Annotated in this window: 15 protein-coding genes; 2 read left to right on the forward strand and 13 right to left on the reverse strand. The window is 45.5% G+C overall.

Annotation, left to right across the window (positions count from 1 at the left end; all coding sequences use genetic code 11):
* Positions 1-53: 53 nt before the first annotated feature.
* From F6J90_RS08005 to F6J90_RS08045, 9 genes are all read right to left on the reverse strand, one after another.
* Positions 54-596 (reverse strand): DUF4365 domain-containing protein, encoded by a 543-nt coding sequence (locus tag F6J90_RS08005; RefSeq protein ID WP_293091943.1) that lies wholly within the window; start codon positions 594-596, stop codon positions 54-56.
* An 83-nt stretch (positions 597-679) separates the two neighbouring features.
* Complete coding sequence (locus F6J90_RS08010) at positions 680-904, reverse strand: hypothetical protein (protein WP_293091944.1); 225 nt, start codon at positions 902-904, stop codon at positions 680-682.
* The gene (locus F6J90_RS08015) at positions 901-1,167 is read right to left on the reverse strand and encodes a hypothetical protein (protein ID WP_293091945.1); all 267 of its coding nucleotides are present in this window, start codon (positions 1,165-1,167) and stop codon (positions 901-903) included. The genes F6J90_RS08010 and F6J90_RS08015 overlap by 4 nt, the downstream gene beginning before the upstream one ends.
* Complete coding sequence (locus tag F6J90_RS08020; RefSeq protein WP_293091946.1) at positions 1,118-1,456, reverse strand: hypothetical protein; 339 nt, start codon at positions 1,454-1,456, stop codon at positions 1,118-1,120. The genes F6J90_RS08015 and F6J90_RS08020 overlap by 50 nt, the downstream gene beginning before the upstream one ends.
* Before the next feature lie 54 nt (positions 1,457-1,510).
* The gene (locus F6J90_RS08025) at positions 1,511-1,708 is read right to left on the reverse strand and encodes a hypothetical protein (protein ID WP_293091947.1); all 198 of its coding nucleotides are present in this window, start codon (positions 1,706-1,708) and stop codon (positions 1,511-1,513) included.
* A 21-nt stretch (positions 1,709-1,729) separates the two neighbouring features.
* Positions 1,730-2,146 carry a helix-turn-helix domain-containing protein gene (locus F6J90_RS08030; RefSeq protein WP_293091948.1) on the reverse strand — a complete coding sequence of 139 codons (417 nt, stop codon included), beginning with the start codon at positions 2,144-2,146 and terminating at the stop codon, positions 1,730-1,732.
* Between the two features lie 727 nt (positions 2,147-2,873).
* Entirely contained in the window at positions 2,874-5,471 is a 2,598-nt protein-coding gene (locus tag F6J90_RS08035) for a CHAT domain-containing protein (RefSeq protein WP_293091949.1), read from the reverse strand.
* A gap of 57 nt (positions 5,472-5,528) precedes the next feature.
* Positions 5,529-5,723 (reverse strand): hypothetical protein, encoded by a 195-nt coding sequence (locus F6J90_RS08040; RefSeq protein WP_293091950.1) that lies wholly within the window; start codon positions 5,721-5,723, stop codon positions 5,529-5,531.
* Between the two features lies 1 nt (position 5,724).
* Positions 5,725-5,907, reverse strand: a complete 183-nt coding sequence (locus F6J90_RS08045; protein WP_293091951.1) for a hypothetical protein — start codon at positions 5,905-5,907, stop codon at positions 5,725-5,727.
* A gap of 50 nt (positions 5,908-5,957) precedes the next feature.
* On the opposite strand from F6J90_RS08045, the gene F6J90_RS08050 reads away from it, so the two are divergent.
* Positions 5,958-6,122 (forward strand): hypothetical protein, encoded by a 165-nt coding sequence (locus tag F6J90_RS08050; protein ID WP_293091952.1) that lies wholly within the window; start codon positions 5,958-5,960, stop codon positions 6,120-6,122.
* Here F6J90_RS08050 and F6J90_RS08055 read toward each other — a convergent pair.
* The 3 genes from F6J90_RS08055 to F6J90_RS08065 all read right to left on the reverse strand — a co-directional run bounded on the left by F6J90_RS08055 (position 6,052) and on the right by F6J90_RS08065 (position 10,423).
* Positions 6,052-9,261 (reverse strand): filamentous hemagglutinin N-terminal domain-containing protein, encoded by a 3,210-nt coding sequence (locus F6J90_RS08055; protein WP_293091953.1) that lies wholly within the window; start codon positions 9,259-9,261, stop codon positions 6,052-6,054. The two genes, F6J90_RS08050 and F6J90_RS08055, sit on opposite strands and share 71 nt — an antisense overlap.
* 316 nt (positions 9,262-9,577) lie before the next feature.
* Entirely contained in the window at positions 9,578-9,994 is a 417-nt protein-coding gene (locus F6J90_RS08060; RefSeq protein WP_293091954.1) for a helix-turn-helix domain-containing protein, read from the reverse strand.
* Positions 9,995-10,195: 201 nt separating this feature from the next.
* Positions 10,196-10,423 carry a hypothetical protein gene (locus tag F6J90_RS08065; protein ID WP_293091955.1) on the reverse strand — a complete coding sequence of 76 codons (228 nt, stop codon included), beginning with the start codon at positions 10,421-10,423 and terminating at the stop codon, positions 10,196-10,198.
* Between the two features lie 110 nt (positions 10,424-10,533).
* Here F6J90_RS08065 and F6J90_RS08070 point away from each other — a divergent pair, with 110 nt between their 5' ends.
* Positions 10,534-10,722 carry a hypothetical protein gene (locus tag F6J90_RS08070; protein ID WP_293091956.1) on the forward strand — a complete coding sequence of 63 codons (189 nt, stop codon included), beginning with the start codon at positions 10,534-10,536 and terminating at the stop codon, positions 10,720-10,722.
* A 3-nt stretch (positions 10,723-10,725) separates the two neighbouring features.
* On the opposite strand, the gene F6J90_RS08075 is transcribed toward F6J90_RS08070, so the two are convergent.
* Complete coding sequence (locus tag F6J90_RS08075) at positions 10,726-13,323, reverse strand: CHAT domain-containing protein (protein ID WP_293091957.1); 2,598 nt, start codon at positions 13,321-13,323, stop codon at positions 10,726-10,728.
* Positions 13,324-13,420 lie beyond the last annotated feature (97 nt).

Here is a 13,420-nt window from a genome sequence, read left to right on the forward strand (position 1 = left end):
TAATTCTCCTGATTTTGAGCCTAATGCTAAGGCGCTCGGGTGCATGGGTGTTGTTATGCGGCGGATTGGTGCTTTCGATTATACCAAGCATTAACGTCTGCGATTATCTGGCTAACCTGCTCCTGATCCAGGGAACGCCATTGATTGTTTTCAAGAGTATGAAGGCTCTGGTTGGATTCACTTGGATACTTCAACCATCGGTAATAGCCCCTGTCATCGTCCATAGTGAAAAACAATACACATACTGGGAAGGGCAAATCTTGAAAGTACTTCTTTTCTTGGTCAGATAAAACTAGTGAAGCTTCTTGCTGTATGTCCTTGAAAGTTTTGTCTTGACCTTTGATGTGAACACCAAAAACCCTTCCTGTCGGTAATTTATCCCGTAGTATCGTTACCAACATATCTAGCCCATAATCAGCCTTCATCCTTTCTACAACTAGATCTTGGCTACGTGTCAAGTATACTATCGCCAGATGTTCAGCACGCTCACCAATGAAATAATCTAAATCTCGCTTCATCACTGCCTCCACTATTGCACTAGGAAGTCTGCTGTAACTTGACTGCGATCGCGCAGCGTGGCCAGAGGCCAATCGCATTAATTGATTGCTGCTGACTATATTGTCACCTTAGCTGTTTATCCGTAAGCATATGCGCTACGCGCACGCTACGCGAACAGCAATCAGCAATCATCTACTTTCACCGTTCGCGGTACAACTTCAATCAATGCCCTTAGGGCTTTGTTCACCGCTTCTGGTGTAGTGAAGACCTCCGCGATATCCTCATCCAACACCACAATGTTCATGGTTTTGCCACTTTTGCTAGCAAAACGATTGGGCTTTGCCTTGCGATAGTCGAACTGGTACTCAGGCAGCATCTCATCATCAAAGTCTGGTGTTTTGTTCATAACTCCGATGTTGAAAGTCGCCCTTCAATTGGCTCATATTCATCTTCCAACAGCCAAGTTTGGGTTTCATCATAGGTTGCTCCAGTAAACACAACCTTGTAATTCTCAGTAGGATCGTACACACGACAACTACCTGATGCATTACCCAGTAACAGCAGGATGTAGGGAGGGGATAGCATTGGGTCAATCCAAACTTCAACGAAATCCCACTCACTATTGGCTGGGTCGAGTACGGGGAATAACATGGTATTGGTTTTTTCCATCAATCTTCACCTCTCCATAAAACAACGGAGTACTTGGTCTACCATCAGGGCTGATTCTGTAACCAATTGAATCAGCGAAGAACAAACCGTAACGCTCATATCCTCGAATGACTCCGGTAAACTCTCCTCTCTCTATAATGGCTTGAGCAACTCTTTCCATTGTGGCTTGATTGTTAAAAACATGAGCCGATCTGCCTCGTCTGAGTAACCGCTGTACTTGTGGTGTACCAGGTAGATGCTTGGCAATGTGTCTAGAATCCAGAAAAATCCCACGATCTATGCCACTCATACACTATAAAGATCGAGTTTTTTGACCATACCAAATTTATTCCATCGATCGAGACTACAAAACATCTTCATGGAATTTTTCTGTGGTTTGATGTGCTCGCGTAGCGTGACCGTTCGCGTAGCGTGGCCTTTTGGCCAAGGTCAATCGCATAGCGGCTCTGAAACAGCATCGCATAACATAAGCATTCAGCTTTGGCCGTAGGCCAATGGCTGACCACTGACCACTGACCACTGACCACTGACCACTGACCACTGACCCCCATCCCTGGCCAAATCAGCTCACCTTAAAATCAGAAATCGTCTCAATCCACACCCTAGCCCCACATTTTAATGGATCATCCGGACGATACATCACCCGACAGGGGCCATTGACCTCTACCGTATGACCGTAAATATTTTTAGAACCCCGTTTGACCGTTATCACAGGGTTGCGCTCCCCGCTCTTGAGATTTTGGCGAATTACCTTCTGATTAACGTGAATCACAGCCTTAGTATACTCTCTGCGCTTTGACCAATTCCGCTTCGGTCCGCGAGTACCAGGGGTGACCACCGGCATACCGTCAAACAGAGGAATCACCCAAGTTCTACCCACCTTATAAGCCCCTTTAACTCTGCCCTTGCTCAGAAGAAAACGGACACGAGTGGCAGAAACACCTAGTAATTCAGCGGCTTGGGCTGTAGAAATCATCATGGCGGCTTAACCATTGCTTTAACGATACTGTTATATTCACACAATTTCTGACATTATGCAAGGGGTTAGAAAAACTATTGCATTACCGCACTAATGGGGTGTGGGGTGTGGGGTGTGGGGTGTGGGGTGTGGCTCACATAGGTTTTTTAGATTAGACCTCTTGCAAAAGTATTTTTTTGATACTGTTTTCGTCAATTATTGTTACTGTTTTCTGTCTCCTGTCTCCTGTCTCCTGACAACTGCCGCGAAGTCTATTAGGGTCAAACACGGGGCGACCCAGAGGGAGAGGAAAAGGAAAACAACTCTGAAGCGATGCAGCTTCGGAATAGGGGAGGCAGTGCCGCCAAAGGGGGTTCCCACGGGGCTTACAGCGATGCAGCGCGGTCTTGGGGGTTTCCCCCACTCGCGCTTTGCATCAAGACAGGTGCGGACGCAGGTTCCGCACACAACCCCTCCCCATGAGCAACTGCCGTGGTTTCCCCCACTCGCGCTTTGCATCAAGACATTACCGCCATCTCTAGCCAGAGGGTGGTAAATGTGGTAAGGGCTACAAAGGTTGCAAGGGTGGTAAGAAGGGTCAGAAAAACTATTGCACTAACGCACTAATAGGGTGTGGGGTAGCTTTTGCCTTTTGCCTCTTGCCTTTTGCCTTTTGCCTGTTCCCTGTTCCCTGATCCGAAGTTCCCTACTCCCTACCCCCTACCCCCTACCCCCTACTCCCTAATTTTCACAACCAATTTCCCAGCAAAATAAAAGCCGACCAGTAAAAGGGGTGATTAAATTCCGGCGTCTGCAACAGCTCCTGTTGAGCTTGTCGCAGAGCTTCAGCCTTGGTAACATTGCCCTTGGCTAACCTCTGATAAAAGTAAGTCATTAGCTCTGCAGTGCTTAGATCGTCCACAGACCAAAGACTGGCAATGGTACTGCGTGCGCCAGATCGCACTGCTACTCCAGCCAATCCCAAAGCGGCTCGGGAGTCTCCTGCGGCTGTCTTACAAGCACTGAGGACGAGTAATTCAATGGGATTTTTTTGCTTTTGATCAGCTGAGATCAAATTATTTAACTCATTGAGATTGATCTCCTCGTCCCAGGTCAGGAGAAAGGTTTCTTCAGCTACTGAACTAAATTCACCATGAGTGGCTAGATGAACTACTTCGTAAGCAGAGGTGTTAACTACTGTATTGAAGTTGGATTCGGTAAAGGATTCATTGAGAAGAATCCTTAATGAGGGAACTTGAGCCATGATATTCTCTAATTCCACCTTCACCCCAGGAAGTGATCCTAAATTGGGACGATGGGGACGAACTTCCGTCACTCCAGCACTCAGAACTGAAAAGTTTTGTCTGGCATTTGCTTGAGAGTCGATTAGTTGTAAACTGGGTGCTACGGCAATACTATATTTCTCGATCACATACTTTTCCCCGTCATAAAGCACAGACATGGGAAGATTGCGCAGGGCTCCGTCGGGGATAAATACTAGGGTGAGGATGTTACTATTGGCTAGTTCGGCCTGAATCGGGCCGATTAACCAGTTGTGTATTGTTTGTAAGTTTTCCTTTTGAAGACCTCGCCAAGGGCTAGTAATATTTCTCCAAGCCAAAGCCAGTTGGTATTCTATTGCTATTTTGGGTAAGTTAGTGGTGATCTGGCGCAGAGGTTGTCCCGGCAAGGTGACAATTACTTCCAGCCGGTCTGGCAAGATAATGGTATAGACGATAGCAGCGTTGGGGTCTATTTCGTCGATATTAACTGGTTTGGCATCTAAACAGGCATCCCGAAAGAAGTTGTCTAGTTCTGCTAGTTGCAGGGATTCAATCACATCTCGTGCTTTTTTGAGGTTTTCTTGAGATGCATTTGGTTCGAGCAGTAGTCCTACTAATTCTCGGTAGACTGGTTCGACGCTCTCTCGGAAATCAAACTGAATATCGCTACTAATCGTGACTAGGTCGCTACGGATAGATTGGAGGGTTATCACGGATTGATAATAGGCAGCGATCGCGTTTTTTTTATCCTGTTTTAGATTTAGAATTCTGCCCAGTTGCCATTGCCATTGATAGGCTAAATCCGGAGCCTGGATTCCTTGAGCAATGACTAAGGCTTTTTCGGTCAAGTCTTGGGCTTCATCAAGACGTTGATTGTATTCGTATAAGGTTCCCAAGTTACCAATGGCTTCAGCTTCCGCTCTTTTATCTCCTAAATTCCTAGCTAGCTTAATAGCATCGGCGAGATAAGTAGCAAGGAATTTGGGATTTTTTATTTGTGTATTTTCAGATTTTAACAGGGTTTTTGCTATCTTAATTCTAGCATTGATTGCGGTTTTACTGGGATATAATGTGGTTAAGGTATAGTCGATAGTTGGCAATAATGCTCTGGCTTGCGACCACTTTTGTTTCGCTATCAATATACTCAGTTGATTTAATTGTCCCTGAATTTTAAGATGGGGTAAGGGAGATTCCTTGACAACTCGTTGATAGAAATCCAAAGCGTATTCTGTTTTTCTTTGTAATCTAGCTGTATCTCCCAAACTGAGCAGAATCTCAGCAATCAAGGTCTGATTTGGTAAGTTTTCGGCTATGGCTAAACTTTGTTGTAAAATTTCTTGAGAGTCTTGGAATTTCCCTACTCGGCGCAGCACATCACCTAGATATTGGAGGGCTCTACTTTTGAGTTTGCTATCGGGTTGGTCTTGAAGAGTTTCCTTGATTTGAGTTAAGGTTTTAGTAGCTTGATTATACAACCCCAATACTCGGTAGGCTTGCACTTGGTAAATCTGACTTTCTGTTAATCTATTTAGGTCTCCGATATCTTGGTAGATAGCACTAGTTTCCTGCCAAATTGATAAAGCTTTTTCCCCCTGACCTAGAGATAAGTATACTTGTCCTTGGACTGACAAAATTTGGGCTTGTAATTCTTGACGTTCTTTGGTATTATCGAGTTTTGATAGTTGGGTAAAACTCTGGTATATGGTTTCTAATGCTTGGTCTAGGTTTCCCAAACGTTGATAAACTAAAGCTAAATTGACTAAGGAATTAATTTCACCAATAAGGTCGCCACTCTCCCTGTAGTTACTAATCATTTGCTCCAACAACGATATAGCGTCTTGATATTGACCTGTTTCATAGAGTTGTTGGGCTTGTTGTTCTGGGGAATCGGGAATCGGGAATCGGGAATCGGGAATCGGGAATCGGGAATCGGGAATCGGGAATCGGGAATCGGGAATCGGGAATCGGGAATCGGGTGTGATTCCTTGACAATTTGATAAGGCTTTCGCCGATGGTAGGAAGCAGGTTAATGCGATTGCAAATATAAATGATAGTTTTTTCATAATAATTAAGGGAATCGGGAATTTAGAATTTAGAATTTAGAATTTAGAATTTAGAATTTAGAATTTGGAATTTGGAATCGGGAATCGGGAATCGGGAATCGGGAATTGGGAATAGAGAACAGGGAACAGGGAACAGCAGATCTGGGAATAGAGAATAGGGAACAGAGAAAAGTAATAATAGTTGATTATTTCGGTACTGAAATTGATTGTTATCACTGTCTTGATGCCCTCGCGAATGGGGGGAACCCCCATCTCACAGGGGTAGGTTTTTTACATTTGGGTCGGGAGTAGGGAATCGGGAATCGGGAATCGGGAATCGGGAATCGGAACCCACCCCTAACCCCTCCCAGGAGGGGAAGAGCGGGAAATGGGGAGAATTATCCCGGAAATGATTGTGTATTTTGATACATATTTTTAGGAATTTATACGTAATCAAAGTACATACTTGCCCCTTTGTAAAAAACCTACCCTTGTAAGGGAACCCCCATGAGGCCACTGCATCCCGACTCCCGATTCCCGACTCCCGACTCCCGACTCCCGACTCCCGACTCCCGACTCCCGATTCCCTACTCCCTACTCCCTACTTCCTACTCCCTCTTCCCGAATGACAATCAAGATGGGGCAATATCTGCTCAACAGGAGTACCCCTAAAGGGATGAGCCGTCAGAATAATTGTGCCATCCTTTGCTCTGACCCAGCCTTGGGCTTCGATAATCACTTTTTTGTCTTGGGAAGGGCGTCTCACTGTTCGCGTAGCGTGGCCTTTGGCCTTAGGTTGCTGCCGTAATTGCTGTAATTGTTGTCTTCTGCTGCTGGCTAAGCCAGGACGAGTTCTCCAGCCCACTGTGGTGTCGCTATTAATCACTGGATCGTCTGCACTAGCTGGTAAACCCCCTTTTCCGGTAATGGTGAAGGAACTCCCGCCAGCAATCCGATTATTCTCAAAGCCACAAAGGTCATTGGCCAGGATGGCTTCTGCATCGACCAGGATTCCTGGCAACTCCGTTAATCCTGAGGTCGGGTCTACGCCTGGGGTGTTGAGGATTACTTCACCGCTGAAGGATGGGCCAAGGTCAGACGTAGCGGTGATGTCATTGTCTGAAGTTAGACGGTCTCGAAACTTTAAGCCAAAGATGCCTTTGGATGCATCAATCTCAACACGACCTCCTGGTCCTTTTTCAGCATTGGCGGTGATGTCGCTATTTCCCAGACCGAGTAAGACATCAGTATCAATGGTTATATTGCCCCCAGTGGTATTATCAGCGTCAGTGGTAATCTGGCTTTGGTTAAAGAGTCGGATGACACGGGAATATAATAGAGTAATATTGCCTTTGTCTCCTGCTGTTTCTGCTGTGATGATTCCATTGTTGTTTAGGAAGATGGAGTTGGCATTAATCTTTACTTCGCCTGCTGAACTCCCCGGTTGATTGCTTTGAGCACTAACTGCTGCTCCATCAGAGATAATTAACTGGCCAGTGGTAATTTTCAACAACTCTCCCGCTTTTCCTGTGCCTTGACTTAGATTAGCCAAGGCGCTGCGATACTTACCATTGGCTGAGGTACCAATCAGTTGAACAGATTCAGAGGCATCCACAGTCAAATTTCCGCCGTCCCCTTCACCGGTTGTGCTAGCTGAAACTGTTGCTCCATCTTTGACCATTAACTGCTCAGTGGTAATCTTCAACTCTCCCGCTTTTCCTGTCCCGTTAGTTTGAGTAAACAAGCCGCTGGGAACCCGATCATCGGCTGACCTACCAATCAGTTGAACAGATTCAGAGGCATCCACAGTCAACTTTCCCCCGTCCCCTTCACCAACAGTGGCAGCTGAAACTTGTGCTCGATCAGAGACTATTAACTCCCCAGTGGTAATCTTCACATCTCCCCCGTCCCCAACACCCGCAGTGCTAGCTGAAACAACTGCTCCATCTTTGACAATTAACTGTCCAGTGGTGATACTCAAATCTCCCCCATTTCCTTTCCCAAAAGTTTCAGCCAACAAGCCGCTGGAAACCGAACCATCGGCATCAGTACCAATCAGTTGAACAGATTCAGAGGCATCCACAGTCAACTTTCCCCCGTCCCCTTCACCAACAGTGACAGCTAAAACTTGTGCTCCATCTTTGACAATTAACTGTCCAGTGGTAATACTCACATCTCCCCCGTCCCCAACACCCGCAGTGCTAGCTGAAACTCGTGCTCCATCTTTGACAATTAACTCCCCGGTGGTGATACTCAAATCTCCCCCATTTCCTTTCCCAAAAGTTTCAGCCGACAAGTCGCTGACAGGCAGACCATCGACTGAGGTACCAATGATTTGAACAGTAGAAGAGGCATTCACAGTCAAATTTCCCCCGTCCCCTTCGCCAGAAGTGTCAGTTGAAACTCTTGCTCCATCAGAGACTATTAACTTGCCAGTGGGAATACTCAAATCTCCTGCTTTTCCTTTTGAGTTTGAATTACCTTGAGTAGACAAGGCGCTGCGAGACCGACCATCGGCATCAGTACCAATCAGTTGAACAGATTCAGAGGCATCCACAGTCAACTTTCCCCCGTCCCCTTCACCAACAGTGCCAGCTGAAACAACTGCTCCATCAGAGACTATTAACTGCCTAGTGGTAATACTCAACTCTCCCGCTTTTCCTTTCCCTTGAGTTTGAGTAGCCAAGCCGCTGAAAATCCCACCCGAGGCATCAGTACCAATCACTTGAACAGATTCAGAGGCATCCACAGTCAAATTTCCGCTGTCCCCTTCATCGGTTGTGATAGCTGAAACTCTTGCTCCATCAGAGACCATTAACTCCCCAGTGGTAATCCTGGCATCTCCCCCCTGCCCTGAGCCAGTTACATCTGTAGTTATCCTAGAACCACCCTCAAGACTCAACTGTGAAGCCTTAACAACTATGCCACCCCCACTTCCACTCCCTTCGGTATTCGCAAGAACCAAAGAGCGATCGCGTAAACTCACATTAGCTCCCTGCACCTGGATACTGCCACCGCTTTCGCCACTGGTATCAACAAAAGCACCGTCGGACAAACTAATATCCTGGAACTCTTGAACTGGTGAATAATCCAACACAAAACTAGTATCCGTTGGCGTCAGCTTCACCACACTATTAGGACCAACACTCCCCAGCTCAATCCGTCCATCGGTTGCTGTTAACTGACCACCAGGAATATTAATGTCACCACCAATCAGCCCTAATGTTTGAACATTTGGTACCTGAAACAGACTAGACTGATTAGTAATACTCCCTGGATTAGATCCGTATTGCAAGCCAGATGGTATATTAATCGTCAACAACGGTTTCTGATTGGGATTTTTAGCACTGAAGACTGTGCCATCTTCAAACAAGACACTATCAGCAGTACTCCCAAAAAATGACCCTCCCAGATCCAGTCGGCTATTGGGACCAAAGAAAATACCGTTTGGATTTATCAAAAACAAGTTAGCATTGCCCAAAACTTCCAGAGTCCCCAAAATATTGGAAACATTTGCTCCAGTTACCCGACTCAGGATGTTGGTAATTCCAGCAGGTAAGCCAAAATAAACTCGCCCAAACTCGGCAACATTAAAATCTGAGAAGCTGTGGAAGAGATTGCTTTCTCTAATCGCGCCACCTTCTATCAAATCCGCTAGGTCTCCGTTAACATCCACATTTGGAGTTACTACAGAGCTTTCATTGCCCAAGGTATTATCTGGGGTAATTTGCCCTAATGCCGTAGTTGCACCCAGTAGAGAACACAGAACAAAGGGACTTACTTGCACAAGTCGGTAAATCCAAGGTTTCATGTTAATCAATAGAGCTCCCGATTCCTCGAATTATTCCATAAAATACCCTTTGATTATGTTAAGTTTTATTATGTAAAGTAGGGTGGGCAAAGTCATCTAATTGTGACGAATCAAAACCACCAAACTGTTTTTGCGTAAGCACTCAGCCGTCAGCCCTCAGCCGTCAGCCCTCAGCCTAATGCTGACGTAACAAAGATTAAACGAATACTTACTTGTTTTATTTAAAAGCTCAAAGTCGAGTAGGGTGGGCAAAGTCATCATTTCGTCACCAATCAAAAGAAGCAAACTGTTTTTGCCCACCCTACAAGCTGAATACTTAGATCACCTTAAAATCCGAAATCGTCTCAATCCACACCCTAGCCCCACAATTTAATGGATTATCTGGACGATACATCACCCGACACGGGCCATTGACCTCCACCGTATGACCGTAAATATTTTTAGAACCCCGTTTGACCGTTATCACAGGGTTGCGCTCCCCGCTCTTGAGATTTTGGCGAATTACCTTCTGATTAACGTGAATCACAGCCTTAGTATACTCTCTGCGCTTTGACCAATTCCGCTTCGGTCCGCGAGTACCAGGGGTGACCACCGGCATACCGTCAAACAGAGGAATCACCCAAGTTCTACCCACCTTATAAGCCCCTTTAACTCTGCCCTTGCTCAGAAGAAAACGGACACGAGTGGCAGAAACACCTAGTAATTCAGCGGCTTGGGCTGTAGAAATCATCATGGCGGCTTAACCATTGCTTTAACGATACTGTTATATTCACACAATTTCTGACATTATGCAAGGGGTTAGAAAAACTATTGCATTACCGCACTAATGGGGTGTGGGGTGTGGGGTGTGGGGTGTGGGGTGTGGCTCACATAGGTTTTTTAGATTAGACCTCTTGCAAAAGTATTTTTTTGATACTGTTTTCGTCAATTATTGTTACTGTTTTCTGTCTCCTGTCTCCTGACAACTGCCGCGAAGTCTATTAGGGTCAAACACGGGGCGACCCAGAGGGAGAGGAAAAGGAAAACAACTCTGAAGCGATGCAGCTTCGGAACAGGGAAGGCAGTGCCGCCAAAGGGGGTTCCCACGGGGCTTACAGCGGTGCGGACGCAGGTTCCGCACACAGACCCATGCGCCATGAGCAACTGCCGTGGTTTCCCCCACTCGCGCTTTGCATCAAGACATTACCGCCATCTCTAGCCAGAGGGTGGTAAGAAGGGTCAGAAAAACTATTGCACTGACGCACTAATGGGGTGTGGGGTAGCTATTGCCTATTGCTAGCATGCCTATTGCCTCTTGCCTTCCCCTCCTGGGAGGGGTTAGGGGTGGGTCTAGCATGCCTTTTGCCTCTTGCCTATTGCCTCTTGCCTGTTCCCTGTTCCCTGTTCCCTGTTCCCTATTCCCTACTCCCTACTCCCTACTCCCTATTCCCTACCCCCTACCCCCTACCCCCTACCCCCTAATTTTCACAACCAATTTCCCAGCAAAATAAAAGCCGACCAGTAAAAGGGGTGCTCAAATGCCTCGCTCTGCAACAGCTCCTGTTGAGCTTGACGTAAAGCTTCAGCCTTGGTAACCTTGCCTTTGGCTAACTTCTGATAGAAGCGAGTCATTAACTCTGTAGTGGCTATATCTTCGACAGGCCAGAGACTGGCAATGGTACTGCGTGCGCCAGATCGCACTGCTACTCCAGCCAATCCCAAAGCGGCTCGGGAGTCTCCTGCGGCTGTCTTACAAGCACTAAGGACGAGTAATTCAATGGGATTTTCTTGCTTTTGATCCGCTGAGATCAGAGTATTTAACTCATTGAGATTGATCACGTCATCCCAGGTCAGGAGAAACGTTTCTTCAGCGACTGAACTAAATTCACCATGAGTGGCCAGATGAACAATTTCGTAACTAGAGGTATTAACTTCTGTATTGAAGTTGGATTCAGTAAAGGATTCATTGAGAAGAATCAATGAGGGAACTTGAGCCTTGATATTGTTTAATTCCACCTTCACCCCAGGAAGTGACCCTAAATTGGGACGATGGGGACGAGCTTCCGTCACTCCAGCACTCAGAACTGAAAGGTTTTGTCTGACATTGGCTTGAGAGTCGATTAATTGTAAACTGGGTGCTACGGCAATATTATATTTCTCGATGGAATAGCGTTCCCCGTCATAAAGCACGGACATGGGAAGATTGCGCAGAGCCCCATCTGGTATAAATACTAGAGTGAGGATGTTACTGTTGGCTAGTTCGGTTTCAATGGAGCCGATTAACCAGTCGTTTATTGTTTGTAAGTTTTGCTTTTGAAGACCTCGCCAAGGGCTAGCAATATTGCTCTGTACCGAAGCCAGTTGTTGTTCTATTTCTGTTTGAGGTAAGTTAGTAGTGATCTGGCGCAGGGGTTGTCCGGGCAAAGTGACAATTACTTCCAGCCGGTCTGGTAAGATAATGGTATAGAAGATAGCAGCGTTGGGGTCTATTTCGTCGATATTAACTGGTTTGGCATCTAGACAGGCATCCCGAAAGAAGTTGTCTAGTTCTGCTAATTGTAGGGATTCAATCACATCTCGTGCTTGTTTGAGGTTTTCTTGAGATGCATTCGGTTCTAGGAGTAGTCCTACTAATTCTCGGTAGACTGGTTCAACGCTTTCTCTAAACCCAAACTGAATATCGCTACTAATCGCGACTAGGTCACTACGGATAGATTTGAGGGTTTGCACGGATTGAGCATAGGCCGCGATCGCGTTTTTTTTATCCTGTTTTAGATTCAGAATTCTGCCCAGTTGCCATTGCCATTGATAAGCTAAATCGGGAGCATTGATTTGTTGAGCAATCAGTAAGGCTTTTTCGGTTAAGTCTTCGGCTTCATCAAGACGTTGATTGTATTCGTATAATGTTCCCAAGTTACCTAGGGCTTCAGCTTCCGCTCTTTTATCTCCTAAATTCCTAGCTAGCTTAATAGCATCAGCGAGATAAGTAGCCTGGTCGTTGGGAGTTGTGAGTTGTGAGTTTTTACCTTTTAATAGGGTTTTGGCTAGCTTAAGTCTAGCCTTGATTGCTCTTTGACTTGGATATAATGTCGTTAAGGTATTTTCGATAGCTGGCAATAACTCTCTGGCTCGTGACCACTCTTGTTTAGCTATCACTATACTCAGTTGATTTAATTGTCCTTGAATCTTAATATCAGGTAAGGGAGATTCTTTGACAACCCGTTGATAGAAATCTATTGCGTCTTCTGTGTCTCCTTTTAATCTAGCTGTATTTCCCAAACTAAGCAGAGTCTCAGCAATCAATGTCTGATCTGGTAAGTTTTCCGCTATGGCTAAACTTTGTTGTAAAATTGCTTGAGATTCTTTGAATTTTCCTACTCGGCGCAGCACATCACCTAGGTATTGGAGGGCGGTACTTTTGAGTTTGCTATCGGGTTGGTCTTGGATATTTTCTTGGATTTGATTTAAGGTTTTAATGGCTTGATTATACAATCCTAATATTCGTAAGGCTTGCACTTGGTAAATCTGACTTTCTGTTAATCTAGTTAAGTCTCCGATATCTTGGTAGATAGCACTGGTTTCCTGCCAAATTGATAAAGCTTTTTCCGCCTGACCTAGTGATAAGTATACTTGTCCTTGCACTGACAGAATTTGGGCTTTTAATTGTTGACTTTCCTTGGTTAATGGCAGTTTTGATAGTTGGGTTAAACTCTCGGATATTGTCTGTTTAGCTTTTTCTATGTCTCCTAAACGTTGATAAACTAAAGCTAGATTGACTAAGGAATTAATCTGACCAATAAGGTCGCCACTCTCGCTGTAGTTATTAATAATTTGCTCCAACAACGGTATCGCCTTTTGATATTGACCTGTTTCATAGAGTTGTTGGGCTTGTTGTTCTGGAGAATCGGGAATCGGGAATCGGGAATCGGGAATCGGGAATCGGGAATCGGGAATCGGGAATCGGGAATCGGGAATCGGGAATCGGGAATTGGGTGTGATTCCTTGAGAATTTGATAAGGCTTTACCGGATGGTAGGAAGCAGGTTATTAATGCGAGCGCAATTAGAAATGATAGTTTTTTCATAATAATTAATTAAGGGAACAGGGAACAGGGAATAGGGAATAGGGAATAGGGAATAGGGAATAGTAAGAATAGTTGATTAACTCTGGGAGCAAGTCTA

The organism is Moorena sp. SIOASIH (assembly GCF_010671925.1).
Lineage (GTDB): Bacteria > Cyanobacteriota > Cyanobacteriia > Cyanobacteriales > Coleofasciculaceae > Moorena.